19 protein-coding genes are annotated in these 22159 nt (G+C 46.0%); 13 read left to right on the forward strand and 6 right to left on the reverse strand.

Translation table 11 applies throughout. From position 1 onward, the window contains the following. Position 1: 1 nt before the first annotated feature. Both VCHENC03_RS12755 and VCHENC03_RS12750 read right to left on the reverse strand, forming a co-directional pair. Entirely contained in the window at positions 2–700 is a 699-nt protein-coding gene (locus tag VCHENC03_RS12755; RefSeq protein ID WP_009706087.1) for an ABC transporter permease, read from the reverse strand. 6 nt (positions 701–706) lie between these two features. Further along, positions 707–1525, reverse strand: coding sequence for a substrate-binding domain-containing protein (locus VCHENC03_RS12750; protein ID WP_005441551.1), 819 nt, complete (start codon positions 1523–1525; stop codon positions 707–709). A 343-nt stretch (positions 1526–1868) separates the two neighbouring features. Here VCHENC03_RS12750 and VCHENC03_RS12745 point away from each other — a divergent pair, with 343 nt between their 5' ends. Together VCHENC03_RS12745 and VCHENC03_RS12740 are read left to right on the forward strand one after the other, a co-directional pair. After that, positions 1869–3320: a sigma-54-dependent transcriptional regulator gene (locus VCHENC03_RS12745; RefSeq protein ID WP_009706088.1), complete on the forward strand. Its 1452-nt coding sequence runs from the start codon at positions 1869–1871 to the stop codon at positions 3318–3320. Beyond that, positions 3310–5352, forward strand: a complete 2043-nt coding sequence (locus tag VCHENC03_RS12740; RefSeq protein WP_009706089.1) for a sensor histidine kinase — start codon at positions 3310–3312, stop codon at positions 5350–5352. Before VCHENC03_RS12745 ends, VCHENC03_RS12740 begins: the two co-directional genes overlap by 11 nt. Before the next feature lie 101 nt (positions 5353–5453). Here the strand turns inward: VCHENC03_RS12740 and VCHENC03_RS12735 are convergent, their stop codons facing one another. Both VCHENC03_RS12735 and VCHENC03_RS12730 read right to left on the reverse strand, forming a co-directional pair. Further along, positions 5454–6332 carry a mechanosensitive ion channel family protein gene (locus VCHENC03_RS12735; protein ID WP_005427576.1) on the reverse strand — a complete coding sequence of 293 codons (879 nt, stop codon included), beginning with the start codon at positions 6330–6332 and terminating at the stop codon, positions 5454–5456. Positions 6333–6334: 2 nt separating this feature from the next. After that, positions 6335–8680 (reverse strand): ATP-binding protein, encoded by a 2346-nt coding sequence (locus tag VCHENC03_RS12730; RefSeq protein WP_009706090.1) that lies wholly within the window; start codon positions 8678–8680, stop codon positions 6335–6337. Between the two features lie 400 nt (positions 8681–9080). On the opposite strand from VCHENC03_RS12730, the gene VCHENC03_RS12725 reads away from it, so the two are divergent. After that, a complete protein-coding gene (locus tag VCHENC03_RS12725) occupies positions 9081–10673 on the forward strand; it encodes an ABC-F family ATPase (RefSeq protein ID WP_005427581.1) in 1593 nt (530 codons plus the stop codon). 284 nt (positions 10674–10957) lie between these two features. Here the strand turns inward: VCHENC03_RS12725 and VCHENC03_RS12720 are convergent, their stop codons facing one another. Then, complete coding sequence (locus tag VCHENC03_RS12720) at positions 10958–11782, reverse strand: formate dehydrogenase accessory sulfurtransferase FdhD (RefSeq protein ID WP_009706091.1); 825 nt, start codon at positions 11780–11782, stop codon at positions 10958–10960. 327 nt (positions 11783–12109) lie between these two features. Between VCHENC03_RS12720 and VCHENC03_RS12715 the strand changes: the two genes are divergently transcribed. The 9 genes from VCHENC03_RS12715 to VCHENC03_RS12675 all read left to right on the forward strand — a co-directional run bounded on the left by VCHENC03_RS12715 (position 12110) and on the right by VCHENC03_RS12675 (position 21015). Further along, a complete protein-coding gene (locus VCHENC03_RS12715) occupies positions 12110–12562 on the forward strand; it encodes a DUF3305 domain-containing protein (protein ID WP_005441569.1) in 453 nt (150 codons plus the stop codon). Further along, positions 12552–13175, forward strand: a complete 624-nt coding sequence (locus VCHENC03_RS12710; RefSeq protein WP_009706092.1) for a DUF3306 domain-containing protein — start codon at positions 12552–12554, stop codon at positions 13173–13175. Before VCHENC03_RS12715 ends, VCHENC03_RS12710 begins: the two co-directional genes overlap by 11 nt. Positions 13176–13485: 310 nt before the next feature. Further along, complete coding sequence (locus VCHENC03_RS12705) at positions 13486–15147, forward strand: 4Fe-4S dicluster domain-containing protein (RefSeq protein WP_005441573.1); 1662 nt, start codon at positions 13486–13488, stop codon at positions 15145–15147. 9 nt (positions 15148–15156) lie between these two features. Beyond that, a complete protein-coding gene (locus tag VCHENC03_RS12700) occupies positions 15157–15789 on the forward strand; it encodes a TorD/DmsD family molecular chaperone (protein WP_009706093.1) in 633 nt (210 codons plus the stop codon). 73 nt (positions 15790–15862) lie between these two features. After that, entirely contained in the window at positions 15863–16063 is a 201-nt protein-coding gene (locus VCHENC03_RS12695; RefSeq protein WP_005427585.1) for a twin-arginine translocation signal domain-containing protein, read from the forward strand. A 10-nt stretch (positions 16064–16073) separates the two neighbouring features. Next, positions 16074–18929, forward strand: coding sequence for a formate dehydrogenase subunit alpha (locus VCHENC03_RS12690; RefSeq protein WP_009706094.1), 2856 nt, complete (start codon positions 16074–16076; stop codon positions 18927–18929). Between the two features lie 11 nt (positions 18930–18940). Next, positions 18941–19549 (forward strand): formate dehydrogenase FDH3 subunit beta, encoded by a 609-nt coding sequence (gene fdh3B, locus VCHENC03_RS12685; protein WP_005427693.1) that lies wholly within the window; start codon positions 18941–18943, stop codon positions 19547–19549. Between the two features lie 13 nt (positions 19550–19562). Further along, the gene (locus VCHENC03_RS12680; protein ID WP_009706095.1) at positions 19563–20615 is read left to right on the forward strand and encodes a formate dehydrogenase subunit gamma; all 1053 of its coding nucleotides are present in this window, start codon (positions 19563–19565) and stop codon (positions 20613–20615) included. Continuing rightward, positions 20599–21015: a membrane protein gene (locus VCHENC03_RS12675; protein WP_009706096.1), complete on the forward strand. Its 417-nt coding sequence runs from the start codon at positions 20599–20601 to the stop codon at positions 21013–21015. Before VCHENC03_RS12680 ends, VCHENC03_RS12675 begins: the two co-directional genes overlap by 17 nt. Positions 21016–21116: 101 nt before the next feature. Here the strand turns inward: VCHENC03_RS12675 and VCHENC03_RS26885 are convergent, their stop codons facing one another. Further along, on the reverse strand, positions 21117–21299 hold the full coding sequence (locus tag VCHENC03_RS26885) for a hypothetical protein (RefSeq protein ID WP_009706097.1): 183 nt from the start codon (positions 21297–21299) through the stop codon (positions 21117–21119). A 120-nt stretch (positions 21300–21419) separates the two neighbouring features. Here VCHENC03_RS26885 and cobB point away from each other — a divergent pair, with 120 nt between their 5' ends. Further along, positions 21420–22151, forward strand: coding sequence for a Sir2 family NAD+-dependent deacetylase (gene cobB, locus VCHENC03_RS12670; RefSeq protein WP_009706098.1), 732 nt, complete (start codon positions 21420–21422; stop codon positions 22149–22151). Positions 22152–22159: the final 8 nt, after the last annotated feature.

A 22159-nucleotide genomic window follows, 5' to 3' on the forward strand; every position in this document is an offset into this window, starting at 1 on the left:
TTCATGTTCTTAGATAGCCTTTGCCTCTCATGCTCGATAAGAGGAAGTTGAGCGCTAACGCTAACGATAGTAATACAATTCCTAATGCAACTCCTTGCGAAAAAGCACCTTTACTACTTTCCATAGCAATGGCAGTCGGAATATTACGGGTTACGCCCATAATGTTGCCACCAACCATCATTGAACAGCCTACCTCTGTGACGATTCGTGAGAATCCCGCAATGATAGCCGCCAATAAAGGAAAACGTGTCTCCCAGATCATAGTAGCAGCGATACGAGGGATTGACGCGCCTAACGTAATCGCTGTTTCAACTGCGCGACGGTCACTCGATTGAAGCGCACCGTGCATCATGGAAACCAGAACCGGAAAACAGACGATCATTTGTCCTAAGATCATGGCTTTTTGCGTAAACAGCATTTGCCAATCACCCAAAGGGCCTGCTCTTGAAAGCATCATGTACAGCAGCAAACCAATCACGACCGTTGGCACCGCCTGTAAGGTGTTCACAATGGACAGCAAGAACCACTTACCACGAAAGTCGGTGTAGGCTAGGACAAAAGACATCAAAATAGACGGTAATACCACCAAAGATATTGCCGTTATAGAAACACTAAAGGAGACCGCAACGATCTCCCATAGGTCTGCATCAAAATTCACCAGTAAGCGCAGGGCTTCTAGTGTTGTATCAGCAAGATTCATATTGCGTTATTTGCTCTCAGCATTCGCAACGAACAATTGTTTACCATTCAGACGGAAGCCATTGATCAGCTCTTGGCCGCGTGGGTTCACCAACCAGTCACTGAAAGCCTTCGCACCTTGGTAGTTGATGGTTGGGTAACGCTCTGGGTTAACCAAAATCACTTGGTACGGGTTAAACAGTTTTTCGTCGCCTTGGAATAGAATCGCAAGATCCAATTTGTTCTGGTAAGCCAACCAAGTGCCACGGTCAGTCATGGTGTAGCCTTGCATTTCTGACGCCATGTTTAGAGTAGGACCCATGCCTTGACCTACGCTGCGGTAGCCACCAAAGTTTGGTTCCATCTTAGTTTGTGCCCAGATGCCTAGTTCTTTTTTGTGTGTACCAGAATCATCGCCACGAGAGATGAATGTCGCGTCTTTGTTTGCGATCTCTTTGAATACGTCTAGTACTGACGCATCGTCTTTTACTTGTGCTGGGTCAGCTTTAGGGCCAACGATAACGAAGTCGTTGTACATCAGTTTACGAGGAAGGACACCGTAGCCGTTCTCAACAAACACACCTTCTGCTTTAGGAGCGTGTGTCATAACCAAATCAACGTCGCCGTTTTCACCCATCTTCAGCGCTTTACCAGTACCAGCAGCGATGATATCCACTTTGTAGCCAGTATCTTTTTCAAATTGAGGAAGTAGGTAGTCCAGTAAGCCAGAATGGTAAGTACTTGTTGTTGTTGCCAGGCGAATGTGTTCGCCATCTTGAGCTGAAAAAGCAGAGTAGCTTACAAGAGTGATTGACGTTGCAGCTAGAGTCAGCGCAATTTTTTTCATTTTAGTTGTTTCCTTTCCAATGATTCTTTGGCTTCTAAAGTCTTGGGTTACTAAAGAAGTCGCCAGAGCGTCAGAGAGCGCTCAAATCACAAGCCACCTTAGGGTGAGGGAGCGAGAAGCGATGGTATTGCATTGATGTCTCCCACATCCTGAGGTCACTTGGACACTCCATATAGCAAACAAGATGCCAACATTTTACAAGCTCAAAATGTTTGATTTATGCGCTAATTCATGGACTTATTTGCATAAAAATTTGCGTTGGTACAAAATGTCGCACTTTTTGTAGGGTATCTCTGTTTAAACTTGGTACACTCTGTCCCATTCAAATCCAACTGGGGTAAATATGTCTACTCAATCCCATATTAGTACAAACCAACAATACAACGCTTTTTCAGTACTGGTCGTTGATGACGAACTCGGTATGCAAGCCATCCTTAAAAAGGCTCTGGGCAAGCTGTTTTCTCAAGTCGATACAGCGGGCAGCATTGAAGAAGCGGAAGAGCTACGTAACTCACGCCACTACGATTTGATTCTGTTAGATATCAACCTGCCGGGGCGTTCAGGGATTGAATGGGAAGAGGCGTTTGAAGATGACGACAAACGCGCGGATGTCATCTTTATGACAGGCTACGCGGATTTGGAAATTGCGATTCGAGCCCTACAGCTTGGTGCATCGGACTTTATCCTCAAGCCGTTTAACCTAGAACAGATGCTGAAAGCGGTCAGCCGTTGTATGGATCGCCGTTTGAACGAACGCATGCAATACGCGATGAAGCGTGACTATCAGCGTCACAACACCTCAGAGATTATTGGCGGTTCGGAAAAAACTCGCCAGCTCAAACAACTGATCACTCAATTTGCGCCGTCTCGCGCATCTGTCCTAGTGGAAGGTGAGTCGGGCACCGGTAAAGAGTTGGTAGCGAGAGGCATTCACCAAGCAAGCGGTCGAACAGGTCCATTCGTCCCACTTAACTGTGGCGCGATTGCACCAGAGCTTTTAGAGAGTGAGTTATTCGGTCATACCTCAGGGGCTTTTACTGGCGCTAAGAAATCTCGCGAGGGTCTTTTCCGCGTAGCCAATGGCGGCACATTATTCCTTGATGAAATCGGTGAGATGCCTTTGTCCATGCAAGCGTCACTGCTACGCGTGTTAGAGCAGCGCACCATTCGCCCGGTTGGTTCTGAGCGTGAAATCAGCATTGATGTTCGTATTGTCGCGGCGACCAACCGCAACCTGCAAGAAGAGGTCAACAAAGGTAACTTCCGTAGCGACCTTTACTACCGTTTGAACGTGCTGAAGATTGAAGTTGCCCCTCTACGTGAGCGTAAAACAGACTTGTTTGAACTGGTTCCATATTTCAGCAATATGCTGACCCGTGAGCTGGGTATGCAAGCACCGAAGTGGGCGCATGAAGATATGGAAGCGATGAGCGAATACGAATGGCCAGGTAACATTCGTGAACTTAAAAACCTCATCGAGCGTTGTATTTTGTTAGGTAAACCACCTGCGCATCACTGGCGTGAACTCAATGGCGGTCATGCTTTACCTAATGTCTCCATTACCGTGTCACACAGTGAAGAATTGCCAACCTTCAAAGAAGGCAAAGAGTTCTCTGGTGAAGGCTATCCAAACACTTGGACACTAAAAGAAGTGGAAAAAGCGCATATCCAACAATTGGTTAATTTGCACGAAGGCAACAAGTCGGCGGCGGCTCGAGATTTAGGAGTGGCACGAAAAACGCTAGAGCGCAAATACAAAGAGTGGGATTCTGAGGACGAGGATTATGCCGAGTAGTAGTTGGCAGCAACACAAAGGATTGTCTAAATGGACGTACCGATTCAAAACCATGGTGCGTTATCGACTGTTGATTTTGACATCTGCGCCAATCTTTCTAACGCTGATAGCCCTTATCGGCATTACGATCTATTGGTCGATTCACTATACGTGGCAAAACGCGTTGTTAGACGTATCGGAGCGTTTGGGTGTCGCTAATAACAGCATTACGCTGCTGCAACAAAAGCAGGCGAACTACGTCAAATCGTTCGCGGACTCTTATGACTTCCGTACCAGAGTGAACCAAAATGTCCCACAAGCAGAGTTGCAAAAGTGGGTGACGGCGCAGAAGAAACGTTACGGTTTGGACTTTTTGTCCTTCCAACGTGTTAATTCGATGGAAAACAAATTCCGCTTTATGGATTTAACTAAGCGCGAATCTTTCTTCGATGTTCTCGACAGAAAGGAACTGGAAAAGCTAGACCCTGAACTCGCCAAACGTGCTGAAGTACCGATTCTAAAGACTGGTGGAGTGGAAGCGCGTGGCTTGGTGAGCCGAACTGTGATCCCAGTTTACAGCCAACAGAACGACTTAATTGGCTTCTTAGATGGCGGTTTGCTGCTTAACAACAGCACGGTATTGGTCGATCAAATTCGTGATCTTATCTATTTGAGTGATAACGACACCCTCCGTCCCGTGGGGACTCTGACGGTATTCTTGGATGATCTTCGTGTTAGTACTAACGTTCCCTTAGACAGTGACCAACGTTTAGGTCGCGCTATCGGTACGCGGGTGAGTTCAGAGGTATACAACAAGGTATTGGCGGAAGGTGAGCAATGGGTCGATCGCGCGTTTGTTTACGATGCTTGGTACATCACTGCTTATCAACCAATCAAAGACCAGTACGACAATGTCATTGGTATGCTCTACACCGGTTACTTGATGTGGCCATTCGTCAAAGCGTATATGACAAATATCGTTGAGATCAGCTTGATTACCTTAATGTTGCTCTTGGTTTCTGGCGTGATGGTGTATCGTGGCTCTCGTGATCTATTCCGTCCAATCGAGCGCATCTACAAAGTCGTGAAGCTTGTCCAGTTGGGTAAAGAAAAGCGTATTGGTCCATTAGGGCTGGATGAACACCACGAGCTCGCTCAGTTAGCGCGTCAGTTCGATAACATGCTTGATGCTTTGGAAGATCGTAAAGTCGAGCTGAAGAACTCCGCCATGGAGCTGGAAGGTAAAGTTCAACAACGCACGGCGAGTTTGAAAGACAAAACTGAAGAGCTTGAACTTCATATTCAACTGCTTAACCAAACCCGTGACAAGCTCGTCGTCAACGAAAAGCTTGCCGCACTAGGTGAGTTGACTGCTGGGATCGCCCACGAGATTAACAATCCAACAGCAGTGATTCTGGGTAACGTTGAATTGATTCAGTTTGAGCTAGGTGAAGAGGCAAGCCGCGTTCAGGAAGAGATTGATGCGATTCACGCTCAAATTGACCGTATTCGTAATATCACGCGCAGCTTACTGCAATACAGCCGTCAGGGCGGTGTACAAGACGAAATTACGTGGCAACACGTGAATCCAATCATCGATGAGAGCATCACGCTGGTTAAAACCGGTACTAAGAAGCGTGATATTGAGTTTGTCACCGATTTACAGGCTCATACTTCGGTTGAGATCAATCGCCACCACTTGTTGCAGATTCTGGTGAACTTGCAGATGAATGGCATTCACGCGATGGACGGCAAAGGTAAGCTAACAGTTGTGAGTGAAGATTGGATTGAAGATGGCGAACTGAAAGGCGCAGCCATTCATGTCACCGACGAAGGTTGTGGTATTAAGCCAGAAAACTTGAGTCGTATTTTCTCGCCATTCTATACCACTAAACGCGACGGTACTGGGCTAGGGCTTTCTGTTTCGCAAAGTATTCTCAGTCAAACAGGCGGCGAGCTAAAAGCCGAATCGGAATGGGGTAAAGGCAGTACGTTCAGTATCTACCTGCCAAAGAAAGCCGAACTATTGCTTGAGGTAACGAATATCGCTTAACCGGCGATTCCAATTCGTAACGCACAAAGAAAAAGGGTCAGTGTAAATAACTGACCCTTTTTGTATCTGTCCTTCTCTAAACGCGAGAGGAATACGTCGAATTAACCTGTATGCACTGCAATCTTCGGAGGATTGATACCGTGCTTTTTGAACTCTTTCATCACACGAAGAGTAATGTCGGTTTCAAACAGCTTCTCGTAGGCGGTATCTACCACATAAGCTTTACACGTTAACTGAATCGCCAAGTAGTTATCCGTAATGGTCTGCTTGACAAGAACCGTTACCGGCTTAGGCAGGTGAATATAACGACTTGAAGACGCCGCTTCCTGAATCAAGTCACGCGCTAACGTAATGTCTTCATTCATGCCGACATAAAACGGAATCACTACCTGCATATCCAGCGCACCGTAGTTACCGCTGACCACAACTTCACTCAAGAACTTGTTGTTTGGAATCGTAATGATGTCATCGGTTAGGGTACGCATACGCACAGAGCGCAAACCAATCGCAATGATATCGCCGTAGTTACCTTCGAACGTGACGCGGTCACCAACTTGGAACGGGCGATCCACCATAACCGTCATACCCGCGATGAAGGATGCGGCTAGATCTTTCAATGCGAAACCAACCGAAACTGCTAACGTACCACCAATCAAAGCAAGGATTTGATCGTTAATACGAAAGCTCATCATAAACACGACAGAGCCAGCGGTTAAGTAGATAAAGAACTGCAAGAAAGATTGAAGCTTCTGTAGCACCATGCGGTATTGCACGAACTGGCTACCAATACTTTCTACCATCGAGTTCATGAACTTAAGCAATAGCCACGTTGAGGCAATCACAATGATGGAGAAGAACACGCCGCTCCAACGAATTAGGCTAGCGATTTGCGAGATATTATCCACACTCGCGATCTCTTCAGTCGCCAATGCAGAGGTGCTTAATAGCGATAACGCTAATACGGTGAGTAGTTTTTTCATCGTTATTTCACCAATAAATGTTGACGGTCGAGAACGTTGGTAATGTGACGGAACCAATGATCCGACACGCGAGCTTTGTCTTCGCTCCACTCAATAAAGCCGCGGCTTTGGAAGTAGCGCAGAGTACCGATAACTTCCGCAATACTCAGTTGAGTACATTCAGACAACTCTTCTGGCGATGCCACCTCAAGCTGAACAATTGAGCGCAGCACTGCCAGCATTGGCTTCGGCATTTTTTCTAGTTCTTGAGACTCTGGTGCATGGAACAATCGAACCACCACTTGTTGCGTCTCTTTGTCTTGACGCAGAGACAAGCGGAAAAAGCGCAAGCCCACTGTCGGGTTACCATCAGAGTAATGCCACAGAATACGGTAGAAACCTTGTTTAGCACGTTCTTCTTCCGTGATGTCTTCTTGGTCCCATTGCTTAGGGACGACAAGACCATCAAACGTTACTGGGTTTTCAATCTCTTGGTTAATACGCGTATCAAACAGCGCAGACAGTTGTTTTTCACTCCAGCGCGGCATAAACGCCACCCAGTCAAACAACAGACGTTCGCCACGAGCGCGGTCGACAAAACGCCAACTTGCTTTCTCAATCGCCATGACAACGCGGTGATTTTTCTTAGAACGACGAAGTAGATTAGTCAGTTTAATCAAACCGCTTAAACCGCCTACCATTGGCTTAACTAAGCGCTGGGCGTTATCAACTGCAATAAGGTAAGGCGTGTCACTTTTACGTAAATGCGCAAGAACCTGAATCTCAGAGGCGTCTTCTTCCAAACCAAGCTGCAGTGCCAACTCTTTTAGTAATTCACTGTAACCTGCGTATGGACAGTTCAAATAAAGCGGTTTGGCGTTCTTCACTTTGTTAAGGATCGTACGAAGGAAGGTCGTTGTACCAATGCCACGTTCACCAGAAATTACACATACCGCAGGACTATCTGTCAGCAGGTATTTAGACAGTTGCTTGATTTCGTCTGAGGCATACTCGACCAACTCGCTGTCTTCGCTACCAGGAAGAATATACTCGAATGTTTGCTCGCCTTTGATTCTTACTAGATTAGTATCACCACCGTTATTACCCGTTTGTTTTGCAACTTCGATACGGAACAAGTACGCCAACGCTTGGCTGAACATAGTGTAGTTAGACAACATTGCGACGATGCGGTGTTTAAAGCTGTGCAGCATAATCCACACAGCACAAATTGCCGTACCGATGATGCTTAGCAACAAGGTATCTTTACGACGGATTGACCAGTTTACCCAAACAGGGCGATCAGAAAGCTTCTCTGCGACTTCAAATACCTTCTTACGCCATAGGCGCAATACTGACAGCGTCACCAATACAAACCAGAAGAACAGCGCGCTGTAGATCCACGAGTAGATGGTGCCTTTACCCAGCGTACGGATCGAGATTTGCAGAATTACGCCAGCAACAATGGCGCTCCAAACGTAACGACGAATGGTTGAAAGACGTAGGGCTATCACCTCCTGGCTAGTGCTGCGGCTGTTGCGATAAGTAAACTCGAGAATAAAGCTAATCGCGATAGAACCACCTAGAACCCACCATGTGAAGATTTCTAGAATGATCAAATGCTGCAAGCTAGGGATTTCTGATAGCACCCGAAGAGAAAGCGTAATCGCAATCAACCAAGCAATTGCTCTGTGCGCACGACTGATATACCAAATCAAACGAACCCAGATAGGCGGCTTTGTGATGTTATCTAGCTGCGTTTCGCGGAATAGAGTAATGATGCGCTTGCTGTTAGTTAACCACCAGACCAGACCGAAATAGATAAACAACACTTTGATGCCAGCCCAAACAACCGGAATCGGTGAAATCAGAATTTCTTTAATCAGAGATTTGAAAGAACGAATCTGGAAGAATACCAAGTACTCGACGTTAAGCTGAGTTTGACGCCACTCTTGCTTAAACTGCGTGACACCATAAGGACCGAAACCAGTCAGTTTATCGTGCGTGATGGGGTCAGTAAGCTCTAATAAACGCTCTTTACTTTGTCCTAGGCTGTTAACCGTAAGGTAACTGGATTGTGTCTCAAACCACTCTTTGTCTTCACCAGAATTGCGGTATGTCTTTAGGTGTTGATCAAAGATAAGGGTCTGTTTGCGCTGCTCATTCATTACTGCATTGAGCAGTTGGTTGACCTTACGTTTGTCTTGGTCAGACATAAACAAAGGCTCTGGCAGCTTGTTGATCTCCTGAGTGATCTCTTGCGCTACAGGCAAGACTTGAGGCTCAGGTTGGAATTCGTACTCCCACTCAGCGTGAGCGGGTAAAGAAAGCACGAGACCGACTAGCATTAAAATGCGCGCCATGAAATGCATAAAATTCTCTTAAAACTTAGAAGGTTAGAGTTAGTGTAGTTGCTTTATCGCGATATGCGAGTTTTACCCAATGACCGTACGTTTAGTTTCGATTCTTTAATAGAGACTGACGCTTAATAAAGGAATAACGTACGGAATTGATAAAAGGGGACGCACTATAAACCCAATTTCATGGGGTATGTCAATGGTTAGTCATGACGGATTTATGTCTCAGTTTTGAGTCGGTTAGAGTGAGAACACTTAAATTTAGCAAGGTTTATGTTAGCCAAATCTCAAAAATCAGTTCGCTAAACAGTGCTTTTTCTCATTAATTAATAAAAACAAAACTTGAAGTGTGTAGCCTTAAGCAGTAACGTTGCGCGGTTTTTCCCAATAAACTTGAATTGCTAAGGTAAAGGTTTTGATTTCCACAGCGAATATTACTCAACAATTTGGCGCTAAGCCGCTATTTGAAAACATCTCAGTTAAGTTCGGCGAAGGTAACCGCTACGGCTTAATTGGGGCTAACGGTTGTGGTAAATCAACCTTTATGAAAATCCTGAGCGGTGAGCTTGAACAAACAAGTGGTAACGTAAGCTACGATCCAAACGAGCGCGTTGCAAAACTGAACCAGGACCAGTTCGCATACGAAGAATTCACTGTAATCGATACAGTAATCATGGGTCATAAAGAGCTATGGGAAGTGAAGCAAGAGCGTGACCGCATCTACTCACTTGCTGAAATGAGCGAAGAAGACGGCATGAAAGTGGCTGACCTAGAAGTTCAGTTCGCGGAAATGGACGGTTACATGGCAGAAGCAAAAGCGGGTGAGCTTCTTCTTGCTGTAGGTATTCCAATGGAGCAACACTTCGGTCTAATGAGTGAAGTTGCACCGGGTTGGAAACTTCGTGTGCTTCTAGCGCAGGTTTTATTCGCAGACCCAGACGTAATGCTTCTTGACGAACCAACCAACAACTTGGATATGGACACTATCCGTTGGTTGGAAGACACGCTAAACGCGCGTAACTGCACAATGATCATCATTTCACACGACCGTCACTTCCTAAACTCAGTATGTACGCACATGGCTGACTTGGATTACGGTGAGCTACGTGTTTACCCAGGCAACTACGATGAGTACATGACTGCGGCTTCTCAAGCTCGTGAACGTCTACTAAACGACAACGCGAAGAAGAAAGCACAAATCGCTGAGCTACAAACGTTCGTTGCACGTTTCTCTGCAAACGCATCGAAAGCAAAACAAGCAACATCTCGTGCTAAGCAAATCGACAAGATCAAACTGGACGAAGTAAAAGCGTCTAGCCGTCAAAACCCATTCATCCGTTTTGAGCAGTCTAAAGAGCTTTTCCGTAATGCTCTGATTGTTGAAAACCTAAGCCAAGGTTTTGAAGACGACCTGTTTGCTAACTTCAATGCGATTTTTGAAGTCGGTGAGCGCGTTGCAATCATCGGTGAGAACGGTGTGGGTAAAACAACCTTGCTAAACACGCTTGCTGGTGTACTAGAACCACGTACAGGTGAGTTCAAATGGTCCGAAAACGCGAACATCGGTTACTACGCGCAAGACCACGCACACGACTTCGAAGAAGACCTAAACCTAACGGATTGGATGGGTCAATGGCGTCAAGAAGGCGATGACGAGCAAGTGGTTCGTAGTTTCCTAGGTCGTATGCTGTTTGGTCAAGATGACATCAAGAAGTCAGTAAAAGTACTGTCTGGTGGTGAACAAGGTCGTATGCTGCTTGGTAAGCTAATGATGCACAAACCAAACATGCTGCTAATGGACGAACCAACCAACCACATGGATATGGAATCGATCGAATCATTGAACACGGCACTAGAGCAGTACAAAGGCACATTGTTCTTCGTATCGCACGACCGTGTATTCGTAGACTCGCTAGCAACACGCATCATCGAAATCCGCGATGGTAAAATCACAGACTTTAAAGGTACTTACTCTGAGTTCCTAAAATCTCGTGGTATCGAAGGCTAATCCTTCTTCCGAATAAAGAAAAAGACCTCATTGCGAGGTCTTTTTTTATGTCTATTCTGTGTTAGTGCTAATGCTTTGCTAGCGCTATATTGTGGCGTTCAATCCTTAAATTGCCTCATTAGATAAGCATAAATCCCAACGAGCCCGAAGGTAATGATCATCGAAACGATGATGCCGCTTGGGGTGAGTAGATAATTCCACAGCTGATCGTTGTTCATAGTTCACATCCTTTGTGAATCCACATGATGACTTAAGTCTAACTCATTTGGTGAATTAATGATGAGTTATTGATTTCCCTTCACGTCAAAATTAATCTTCTCTGCACCAGTAAAGACTTGAAAACGTAAGCCTTTCGCACGAGCGATAGTAGTGATGCCAAACTTTTTCGCCAGATCCAAACCCATTTGAGTTACGCCCGAGCGAGAAAGTAAAACAGGGATACCCATCTGCGCTACTTTAATCACCATCTCTGATGTAAGGCGCCCCGTTGTGTAGAAAATTTTATCTTCACCCGTTTCTTGATTAAGCCACATTTCACCCGCTAGCGTATCAACTGCGTTGTGACGACCAACATCTTCCACAAAAGACAGCACTTCGTTGCCTTTACACACGGCACAGCCATGCACAGCGCCCGCTTTTTTGTAGGTATCGTTGTAATGCGTTAATGCTTCAAGCGCCGCGTAGATTTCAGATTGCTTCAGCGGCACTTGTGGCACTTGGTAATCTTCAAGCTGCTTCATCACGTTGCCATACATAGTGCCTTGACCACAACCAGACGTCACCGTCTTCTTCTTCAGCGCGCCTTCTAAGTGCTCAGTATTTTCTTTGGTGATAACCGCAGCTGAGTGCGTTTCCCAGTCAATAATGACCGATTCAATCGCTTCAGGATCAGACAAGAAGCTCTGGTTCTTCAAATAACCCAACACAAGCGCTTCAGGACGAGAGCCAAGCGTCATTAGCGTAACGACTTCCTTCCAGTTCAACATCACCGTAAGAGGGCGCTCACAGGCGATTTGCTTAGTTAGCTTCTCACCGTATTCGTCAAACACTTCTACTTCGATGGTCTGTAGGGGATTTTCACTGGTTTTAATAATGTTTGGTTTTACCACAGTCATGTCCTAATGAATGAGAGAGCCGATACACGCTCTCATTAATGGGTCTATTCGTCTTAACGCTACAACAAAGCAATTCTCATTCCAAAATAGCTGTTATAAGGAAAATTGCGAGGCATTGCTTCGATTCTGGATTAATTCTGCGATATCGCAGCAATGACACAGGTGCTAATTTGAATTTCTACTAGTTTTGAACTTATGAGCTTAGCGAAGGTAAGGCTTAATCTGGCGCGTTTATTGCTTTGTACCGCTAAAATGGTTGAAAGCAAAGTACAAAATGTCCTTTTCTGTCTTAAAGCCAACATAGAACAAACTGGGTGAGTTATGTCGGATAAGAAACAGTTCGAGAAAAATGAAGATTCATGGCCGGTAGGTGTGGATCTTGTAGAGCATGAGATCAGTACCGGTATTTGGGTTACGACCCAATGGCAACTGACGGGATTTGAGATTAACCCAACCGAAGACACTCAACATGTGTGCTTGCTGCAATTGCACAAAGACGAGCGCACCGATTACCGCTTTAACCTGAGCTCGCAACAACCAAAGCTTTTCTTGGTTATGGACAATGTCGACTCTGGTGATACACCGACGATTCAATTGCTTACGGCGTCTCAAACTGTCGCTGCGCAATATATGGATGGCGATAACCTAGTATTATCTAATGATATGCCGTTAGCTATTCAAGCTTGGATGGAAGCCTTTATTGGGCGCCACGGTGAGTTGTTAGAAGTAAGACGCAAGAAACGCAAAGGAGCGGGCAGAGCAAATGGCAACTAGTTTTTTTAGCCGTTGGTCGAAACGTAAGTTAGAAGAAGCCACTACCGAGCCTACAGACGCTAAGGTCGTGGAGTCTGTTGAATCTACTGAACCAGAAACCGCACAAGCTCATGAAGAATTAAGCACTGAAGCGCAAGCATTGGCTACTGAGGCTTCTGCGACAGAGACTGAATCTCAACAGACATCAAGCGAAACTACTGATCCTGAAGAGATGTCCGTAGCGCAGCTATTGGTTTCTGAGGCTTCAGACAGCGTTAAGAAAGCCGCACTGCGTAAGATGTTTTTGTCAGAAGAGTTTAACGTTCGCGATGGTTTGGATGATTACGACGATGACTACAGTAACCTCAAGTCGCTTTCTGAAGGGGTGGCTGAAACACTTCGTGATTGGGTGAAAGAGAAAACGGAAGAAGAACCAGCAGAAGAAACCGCACAATCAACTGAATCTCATGAAGAAAGTGATATTGAATCGGCTGATGTAGAACTTGCTGAAGGTGCTGAAATTCCCGAAGAACAACAAGAGCTGGATATAAATACAGTATCTGATGGAAGTGATATTCCAGAGACAAAACTAGCCCCTGAAGAGGTGGGACAAAATATACCACACAAAGAATAGGTACATTTTGACTAAACGCTCAATGAACCGGCTGAGACAAAATGTCCCAGTCGGTTTTTTTATCCCTACTATTTCTAAGATAAATAGCTAACCTATTGAAAATTAGCTGATATTTAATTGGCACGACATTTGCTATCTGTTGCTCATTACCATTCTTGTTGAAGTTAGACCATTTGCCTAACAGGCAGTGATAACCCGGGTGGGACTACCTAAAAGGGGTAGTTACTGATGAGTTAATCAGCAGAATCGCCTGCGCTAACTACAATGAAAGATGGAAGAAACTATCCATGCGTATAAATGGAACTGAGCAATGTTGAAACAACTATTAGAACAAGCAACTTCCAATAACGGTAAAGCGCGTCTGTATGCGTTTGAGAATACCGTAGAGTTGACCAATCTTATTCCACCAACGGTGAGCTACGAGAGTGGCGGTAATACACTGATTGTTGGACCGACTGCCATCATTGAGAGTGCAGCCGCGCAGCTATCTCAAATGAACAGCCTGACACTTCTTTCTACAGACGGAGAGAAAGGCACCAATCCAGAACTGTACTTTGCAAACTCAGTTCAGGTTTCTGGTTTCCTAGGCACGTTTGAAGTGCTTATCGAAAATAACGGTCTAACAAGCAACCTAGCAAAAGTCGCTATCAATAGTGATTGTTTCGATGTTGTTCTCGATCTTTGTCTAAGCAGCTGTATGTCAGAAGAGGTTCCGGTTCCTGGTTACTACCCAGTAGGACGCGGCTATCCAAAACTGGCTGAAGCGCTAGAAGAAATCCCAACATTAATGGGGACGTTTGATAAGCCAAAATTCTTTCGCCTGGATACAGACCTATGTGCGCACAGTTCTCGTGGCGTAAAAGGTTGTGAGCGTTGTGTGGATGCTTGTCCTGCTGGCGCACTATCAAGTGAAGGCAGCGATAAAACGGGTCATCGCATTGAGATTAACCCATACCTATGTCAGGGCGTGGGTACTTGTGCAACGGCTTGTCCGACAGAAGCGATTCATTACGCGCTACCTAATCCTGAAGATACGCAAAAATTCATTGAACGCACGCTAGCGAACTACGAGCAAGCGGGCGGTCTGGATCCTATCGTTCTTATCTGTAGTTCTCGCCACGAGACTTACAATGTGATGGCACTGAAAGCGCTACCAGATAACGTGATTCCAATTGTGGTTGAAGAGCTTCCTTCTATCGGTATCGATACATGGTTTGCAGCTCTAGTTAATGGCGCGACACAGGTGCTATTTGCAGCTTCTCGCTTTATGCCTGCAACCATCATTCGTGTTCTAAATAACGAAGTAGGTATCGCGCAAGAGCTATTGGATCAACTTGGTATCGCAAAAGAGACCATCGATATCCTTTACTTGGAATCGCTTCGTGAAGGTCCTCCAACACTATGTACAGATTCGTTCGACCTTGCACTTGGCGATCTTCAAGGTAACAAGCGACAACGTCTGTTTACTGCGCTGGATGCGATGTCTTCTTCTCGTATTCCGGTTGAGAACATTGTTGAACTGCCTGCGAACGCGCCTTACGGCAATGTTTCTTGTGAGAGCAAAGATTGTACGTTGTGTATGAGCTGTGTGGCGGTTTGTCCGACGCGTGCACTTCATACCGATGGTGAATCTCCATCACTTAAATTCGTTGAACAAGATTGTATTCAATGTGGTTTGTGTGAAAAGGCATGTCCAGAGAAAGTTCTGACTCTAACGCCACGCATGAACTGGGTGAAAGAAGAGCGCCAAAAAGCGGTTGTGATTCACGAAGAGAAAGCAGCGGAATGTATTCGCTGTCATAAGCCATTCGCACCTCAGTCTATGATCGACATGCTACAAAACAAGTTACGCGGTCACTCTCATTTCTCCGATGAAGCGGCGATCAATCGTATCGCGATGTGTGAAGACTGCCGTGTGATCGATATGTTTGAGTCTATGGCAGAAGACCCAATGAAACAACTGAAATACTAGGAGCTCGCAGTGGATACACAACGAGAACAAGAACAAACACTGAGAACAGAGATCTACTTGGTTTTGTCAGCGCTTTTCCGTAGCGCACCAAGTGAAGAGATGATCGAGTTCCTGACTTCTCTAGAAGTTGAACCATCAGAAAGCGCAATGCAAAAAGCGTGGATTGCACTTCAGCAAGCGGCAAAAGATTCCAACCGTGAAGCGCTAGAAGATGAATACCAAGATCTTTTCATTGGTATCGGTCGTGGTGAAGTGATGCCATTTGGCTCATGGCACATGACGGGTGCAATGATGGAAAAACCACTGGCTGAAATTCGTCACGATTTGGAACTGCTTGGTTTCGAGCGTGATGAGAATGTGAAAGAGCCGGAAGACCACATCGCAGCACTTTGTGAAGTGATGTCGATGCTAACGGGTGAAGAAGAAGATCTTCAACAAGCGGTGTTTAACAAACACATCGCACCTTGGTTTAACTCTTTCACTCAGCAACTAGAAAACGCAGAGAGTGCGAGCTTTTATAAGCCAGCAGCTCAACTGTGTGAGGCGTTCTTAACACTGGAACAAGTGCGCTTTAGCGTGAACACCAAAAGCAGTAAGCACAAATTAAAAATTGATGTGAAAAACGTCACTGATTACGAGTAATCGAGCAGTACTTGGTCATATCGATAGAGGGGCAATAGCCTCCAAAGATCTACCGTAAGGTAAGGAAGCAATGATGAAAGATAATAAAGAAATAAACACAAGCCGTAGGGATCTCCTGAAAGGCTTAACGACTGCAGCCGTAGCTGGTGCGGTTGTCGCTGGAACAACAAAAGTGGCAAGCGCTTCAGAAACGGTTGAGCCTTCTGAAAAAGACGTGAAGAAGAAAGGGTATCGTGAAACTCAACACATTCGCGATTACTACGACACACTTTAGGAGATAACGGATGAAACTTGTCAAACGCTCCGACAGTGTGAGCAAAGAAACCAATCAGCTTGGCGTTTCTCGCCGTGCATTCATGAAAAACACCTCGCTTGCTGCTGGTGGTGCGGTTGTAGGTGCAAGTCTTTTTGCACCGGGCATGATGAAGAAAGCACAAGCTAAATCGGTGGATCCAGAAGCGAAAACAGAAGTAAAACGTACTATCTGTTCTCACTGTTCTGTAGGTTGTGGTATCTACGCTGAAGTTCAAAACGGCGTATGGACAGGTCAAGAGCCTGCATTTGACCACCCATTCAACGCTGGTGGACACTGTGCAAAAGGTGCAGCACTGCGCGAACACGGTCACGGTGAGCGTCGTCTGAAATACCCAATGAAGCTTGAAAACGGTAAGTGGAAGAAGCTTTCTTGGGATCAAGCGATCGAAGAAATCGGTAACAAGGTGATGGACATCCGCAAAGAGTCGGGTCCAGATTCCGTTTACTGGTTGGGTAGTGCGAAGCACAACAACGAACAAGCGTACATGTTCCGTAAGATGGCGTCGCTTTGGGGTACCAACAACGTTGACCACCAAGCGCGTATCTGTCACTCAACAACCGTAGCAGGTGTAGCAAACACTTGGGGTTACGGTGCGATGACCAACTCTTTCAATGACATGCACAACTGTAAGTCGATGCTGTTCATTGGTTCAAACCCTGCAGAAGCGCACCCTGTTGCGATGCAGCACATCCTGATCGCGAAAGAGAAGAACAACTGTAAGATCGTTGTTGCGGATCCTCGTCGTACTCGTACCGCTGCAAAATCAGATCACTACGTATCGCTACGTCCGGGTTCTGACGTTGCATTCATCTGGGGCGTGCTATGGCATGTCTTCGCGAACAACTGGGAAGACAAAGAGTTCATTCGTCAACGTGTATTCGGTATGGATGAAATCCGTGCAGAAGTAGCGAAATGGACACCAGCAGAAGTTGAGCGCGTAACTGGCGTTCCTGAGTCTGAAGTTTACAAAACAGCGAAACTGCTTTCTGAAAACCGTCCGGGTTGTATCGTGTGGTGTATGGGTGGTACTCAACACACGACTGGTAACAACAACACACGTGCTTACTGTGTACTTGAGCTTGCGCTAGGTAACATCGGTAAATCAGGCGGTGGTGCAAACATCTTCCGTGGTCACGATAACGTACAGGGTGCAACTGACCTTGGCGTACTATCTGACACGCTACCTGGCTACTACGGTCTGTCTGAAGGTTCTTGGCGTCACTGGTCGAAAGTGTGGGAAATCGATTACGAATGGATCAAAGGTCGTTTCGATGACAACGCTTACGGCGGTCAAAAACCAATGAACAGTGCAGGTATCCCTGTATCTCGTTGGGTGGATGGTGTTCTTGAAAACAAAGACAACATTCGTCAACGTGAAAACATCCGTGCAATGTTCTACTGGGGTCACGCAGTAAACTCTCAGACTCGTGGTCCTGAGATGAAGAAAGCGATGCAGAAGCTGGATATGATGGTTATTGTTGACCCATACCCAACAGTCGCAGCGGTAATGAACGATCGTACTGACGGCGTTTACCTGCTTCCTGCAACGACTCAGTTTGAAACGCACGGCAGTGTGACAGCATCTAACCGCTCACTTCAGTGGCGTGATCAGGTTATCGAGCCATTGTTCGAATCTAAACCTGACCACGAAATCATGTACCTGCTAACTAAGAAGCTAGGTTATGAAGATCTGCTGTTCAAAAACATCCGTGTTGAGAACAACCAGCCAGTGATCGAAGACATCACGCGCGAATTCAACAAAGGCATGTGGACCATCGGTTACACAGGTCAAAGCCCAGAGCGTCTAAAAGCGCACCAACAAAACTGGCATACATTCCACAAGACGTCTCTAGAGGCAGAAGGTGGTCCTGTGAATGGTGAGACTTACGGTCTACCTTGGCCATGTTGGGGTACGCCAGAGATGAAACACCCAGGCACACACATTCTGTACGATACGTCGAAGACGGTTGCAGAGGGTGGCGGTAACTTCCGTACGCGTTTCGGTGTGGAATTCGAAGGTCAAAGCCTACTTGCTGAAGACAGCTATTCAAAAGGCTGTGAAATCAAAGACGGTTACCCAGAATTCTCTGACAAGCTAATCAAACAGCTTGGTTGGTGGGACGACCTAACGGCTGAAGAAAAAGCAGCAGCGGAAGGTAAAAACTGGAAAACTGACCTGTCTGGCGGTATTCAACGCGTAGCAATTAAGCACGGTTGTATCCCGTTTGGTAACGCAAAAGCGCGCGCGATTGTTTGGACATTCCCAGACCGAGTGCCGCTACACCGTGAGCCGCTATACACGCCTCGTCGTGACCTTGTAACGGATTACCCAACTTGGGACGACAAAGAAGCAATCTTCCGTGTACCAACGCTTTACAAGTCTATCCAAAAAGAAGACAAGTCTGGCGAATACCCGATCATCCTGACTTCTGGTCGCTTGGTTGAGTACGAAGGTGGTGGTGAAGAGACGCGTTCAAACCCATGGCTTGCTGAACTTCAACAAGAAATGTTCGTTGAAGTGAACCCGAAAGACGCAAACGATCTTGGCTTCAAAGATGGCGATGACGTTTGGGTTGAAGGTGCAGAAAAAGGCCGCATCAAGGTGAAAGCGATGGTCACTCGTCGTGTTAAACCGGGTCTGGCATTCATTCCGTTCCACTTCGGCGGTAAGTTCGAAGGTGAAGACCTACGTCCTAAGTACCCAGAAGGTACGGATCCTTATGTTGTTGGTGAAGCAGCCAACACGGCAACCACTTACGGTTACGACCCTGTTACTTTGATGCAGGAAACTAAAGTAACCCTATGTAACATTCGTAAAGCGTAAGGAGTCTGACAATGGCACGAATGAAATTCCTATGTGACACCAAACGCTGTATCGAGTGTAACGGCTGTGTTACTGCATGTAAGAACGAAAACGATGATGCACTTGAGTGGGGTATTCAACGTCGTCGCGTGGTAACACTGAACGACGGTGAACCAGGTGAAAACTCAATCTCTGTTGCTTGTATGCACTGTACAGATGCGCCTTGTATGGCAGTTTGTCCAGCTGACTGTTTCGAGCACACAGAAGACGGCATCGTTCTTCACAATAAAGATCTTTGTATCGGTTGTGGTTACTGTCTGTTTGCTTGTCCATTCGGTGCGCCTCAGTTCCCGAAACAAGCGTCGTTCGGTGAGCGTGGTAAAATGGACAAATGTACTTTCTGTGCAGGTGGTCCAAACACAGAACCAGGTTCTCTAGAAGAGCGTGAGAAGTACGGTGCGAACCGTATTGCTGAAGGTAAGCTACCTATGTGTGCGTCACTATGTTCAACAAAAGCACTGCTAGCGGGTGATGCAGAGAAAGTTTCTGACATCTTCCGTCAACGTGTGGTTGAGCGCGGTGCGAAAAACGCAGGTTGGACAGACGGTAACGATCTTTCTTACGACGCAACCAAAAGCTAAGTAGGAGAGACACATGTTAAATACTCTTAAACGTGCGTCTCTTGTAATGCTGTCGATGATGACAGCATTACTGCTGACCTTTGCGATGCCAGCGTCTGCGCAAGAAGACACATCTCCAGTGGTACAACAGGAGATGACGCAACTTGCAGGTGCAGACTTCTGGCGCCAGGTCAAAGAGGGGCAAGAAGGCTATACCACGTCGAAATCAGCGGAACACGGTGTGCTGATCAGTACTCCGGGTGAGACTTGGTACATTCTTAAAGAGAAATGGATGTCTCCTGCGGGCGCTGTCGCGATTTTCGGCAGTATCGCAATGGTTATCATGGCTTACGTATTCGTTGGTCCTCTAATGCTAAGCAAGCCACGTACTGGCAAGAAGATGAAACGCTGGTCTCGACTAGACCGCGCACTACACTGGAGCATGGCGTTTACCTTCTTAACGCTGGCATTCAGTGGTTTGATGCTGGTTTACGGTAAGCACTTCTTGAAGCCGTACGTACCCACTGAGTTCTGGGGCTTCATCGTCATGTTGGCGAAGCAATACCATAACTACATGGGTCCGTTGTTCTTCATCTTGCTGATGTTTGTTCTACTGAAATGGTGGCGCAAATCTATCCCTAACATGACAGACATCCGTTGGTTCATGAAAATGGGTGGCATGGTTGGTAAACACAAAGGAACGCACCCATCGGCTGGTTTCTCGAACGGTGGTGAAAAGGCGATCTACTGGTTGTTGATCTTCTTCGGTGCTATCGCTGCAGTGAGTGGCTTAATTCTGGATTTCCCTATTTTTGGCCAAACTCGTCGCGATATGGAATTGTCTAACCTTGTTCACGCGATTTCGGCACTGATTCTTATCTGTGGCTTTATCTTCCACATCTACATCGGTCTATTCGGTATGGAAGGTGCGTTAGAAGGTATGGTTACCGGTGAAGTTGACGAAACATGGGCGAAAGAACACCACGATCTTTGGTATGAAGAAGTGAAATCCAAAGAAGCGATGGGCGAAACAGATACGGCAAACACGGAACCAAAAGGAGCGAAAGCGAATGAACAAACCTCATAACGGGATTTGGGTTGCGTACATCCTGAGTTGTTTGACCCCGTTTACGTTTTTGATCTCAGGCGTTATCGCAATCATTTACGCTGGGTACCGTTTGGATAAAGGTGAAGACAGCGACGTAGTGAACTCACATTACTACGGCTTGATTCGTACTTTCTTCCTGTACTTCACGTTCTTTGTTGTTTTGATCGTAACAGTGGCAACATCGAACGGTGTGTTGGTTGGCGTAAGTGACTATTGGGTACACAGCAGCTTGCTAGACACGGTAGCTTACTTCATTCCTTGGGTAGGTATGCTGTTCGCAACGCTAGCTATTCTTGTGTGGTTCCTACGCATGTACCAAGGTATGAACCAACTGCGCAACAATATGCCTCACAGACCGTCTACAGGCCCAAACCTGTAAATCTTATTGCGTTGCAAAGAAATCAAAAACAGTCTGTAAAAATGCAAAACCCTCGACATAGTTCGAGGGTTTTTTATATCGTCTTTATAAGAAATACTGACCTAGCAGTTTCCTTTTTTCGCTTGTCCGGGCGGACAGAAATCACCACCATGAACTGGGTGGTCATTATCTTTGTCATTGGTGCTCACTTTGACTTTTACGTCATCGAATTCACCCTCAACATTTGTAAGCTGACACCCTGCTAAAGTACCCAATAATATAAGGACAAGAGATACACGTCTCATTGCTTTGCCTCTCAATTTATCATTCTAATTAGGACCACTACGACCATGGTCTAATCCATATTACTACTGTTGTTATTCGTTCAGTGTTAAGCTAATGAAAAAGAACAACAAGGATAGGTTATGGATTTCCCTTATAGAAATATTGTAGTACTTACTGGCGCAGGCATCTCGGCTGAGTCTGGTATTCAAACATTTCGAGCTCAAGATGGTCTCTGGGAGAATCACCGCATAGAGGACGTCGCAACACCTGAAGGGTTTGCTCGCGATCCCGATCTTGTTCAATCGTTCTATAATCAACGTCGCAAAAAACTGCAGGGCGAAGATATCAAGCCTAATGCTGCTCATATCGCGCTAGGACGCTTAGAGGATCAGTTGGAAGGCAAAGTGACTATCATCACTCAAAACATCGATAATCTGCACGAGAGAGGTGGTAGCGCCAATATTATTCACATGCACGGTGAATTGCTTAAAGCGCGTTGTAGTGAATCTAATCAAGTCATCGAGCATTCAGAAGACATTGAAACTGGCGAGTTGTGTCATTGCTGCCAAATTCCAGCTCAAATGCGTCCACACATTGTTTGGTTTGGTGAAATGCCACTGCGCATGGGGGAGATCTATGCGGCTTTGGAAGAAGCAGACTTGTTTATTTCTATTGGTACTTCTGGCGTGGTATATCCAGCCGCAGGCTTTGTACATGATGCGAAGATGCATGGTGCACATACGATTGAAATCAACTTAGAGCCAAGTGCTGTAGAGAGTGAGTTTGAAGAGAAGCGTTACGGTAAGGCGAGCATCGAAGTACCGAAGCTTGTTGAAGAGATTCTTGCTCTGGAAAATGAAACCAGCGCTTAATCAGACGG

This window comes from Vibrio sp. HENC-03, from assembly GCF_000305755.2.
In the GTDB taxonomy this organism is placed as follows: Bacteria; Pseudomonadota; Gammaproteobacteria; order Enterobacterales; family Vibrionaceae; genus Vibrio; species Vibrio owensii.

Excerpts from the sequence above, each read along its gene's own strand:
- VCHENC03_RS12755 (WP_009706087.1), bottom strand. The coding sequence starts at position 700 with ATGAATCTTGCTGATACAACACTAGAAGCCCTGCGCTTACTGGTGAAT.
- VCHENC03_RS12750 (WP_005441551.1), bottom strand. The coding sequence starts at position 1,525 with ATGAAAAAAATTGCGCTGACTCTAGCTGCAACGTCAATCACTCTTGTA.
- VCHENC03_RS12745 (WP_009706088.1), top strand. The coding sequence starts at position 1,869 with ATGTCTACTCAATCCCATATTAGTACAAACCAACAATACAACGCTTTT.
- VCHENC03_RS12740 (WP_009706089.1), top strand. The coding sequence starts at position 3,310 with ATGCCGAGTAGTAGTTGGCAGCAACACAAAGGATTGTCTAAATGGACG.
- VCHENC03_RS12735 (WP_005427576.1), bottom strand. The coding sequence starts at position 6,332 with ATGAAAAAACTACTCACCGTATTAGCGTTATCGCTATTAAGCACCTCT.
- VCHENC03_RS12730 (WP_009706090.1), bottom strand. The coding sequence starts at position 8,680 with ATGCATTTCATGGCGCGCATTTTAATGCTAGTCGGTCTCGTGCTTTCT.
- VCHENC03_RS12715 (WP_005441569.1), top strand. The coding sequence starts at position 12,110 with ATGTCGGATAAGAAACAGTTCGAGAAAAATGAAGATTCATGGCCGGTA.
- VCHENC03_RS12710 (WP_009706092.1), top strand. The coding sequence starts at position 12,552 with ATGGCAACTAGTTTTTTTAGCCGTTGGTCGAAACGTAAGTTAGAAGAA.
- VCHENC03_RS12705 (WP_005441573.1), top strand. The coding sequence starts at position 13,486 with ATGTTGAAACAACTATTAGAACAAGCAACTTCCAATAACGGTAAAGCG.
- VCHENC03_RS12695 (WP_005427585.1), top strand. The coding sequence starts at position 15,863 with ATGAAAGATAATAAAGAAATAAACACAAGCCGTAGGGATCTCCTGAAA.
- VCHENC03_RS12690 (WP_009706094.1), top strand. The coding sequence starts at position 16,074 with ATGAAACTTGTCAAACGCTCCGACAGTGTGAGCAAAGAAACCAATCAG.
- fdh3B (WP_005427693.1), top strand. The coding sequence starts at position 18,941 with ATGGCACGAATGAAATTCCTATGTGACACCAAACGCTGTATCGAGTGT.
- VCHENC03_RS12680 (WP_009706095.1), top strand. The coding sequence starts at position 19,563 with ATGTTAAATACTCTTAAACGTGCGTCTCTTGTAATGCTGTCGATGATG.
- VCHENC03_RS12675 (WP_009706096.1), top strand. The coding sequence starts at position 20,599 with ATGAACAAACCTCATAACGGGATTTGGGTTGCGTACATCCTGAGTTGT.
- VCHENC03_RS26885 (WP_009706097.1), bottom strand. The coding sequence starts at position 21,299 with ATGAGACGTGTATCTCTTGTCCTTATATTATTGGGTACTTTAGCAGGG.
- cobB (WP_009706098.1), top strand. The coding sequence starts at position 21,420 with ATGGATTTCCCTTATAGAAATATTGTAGTACTTACTGGCGCAGGCATC.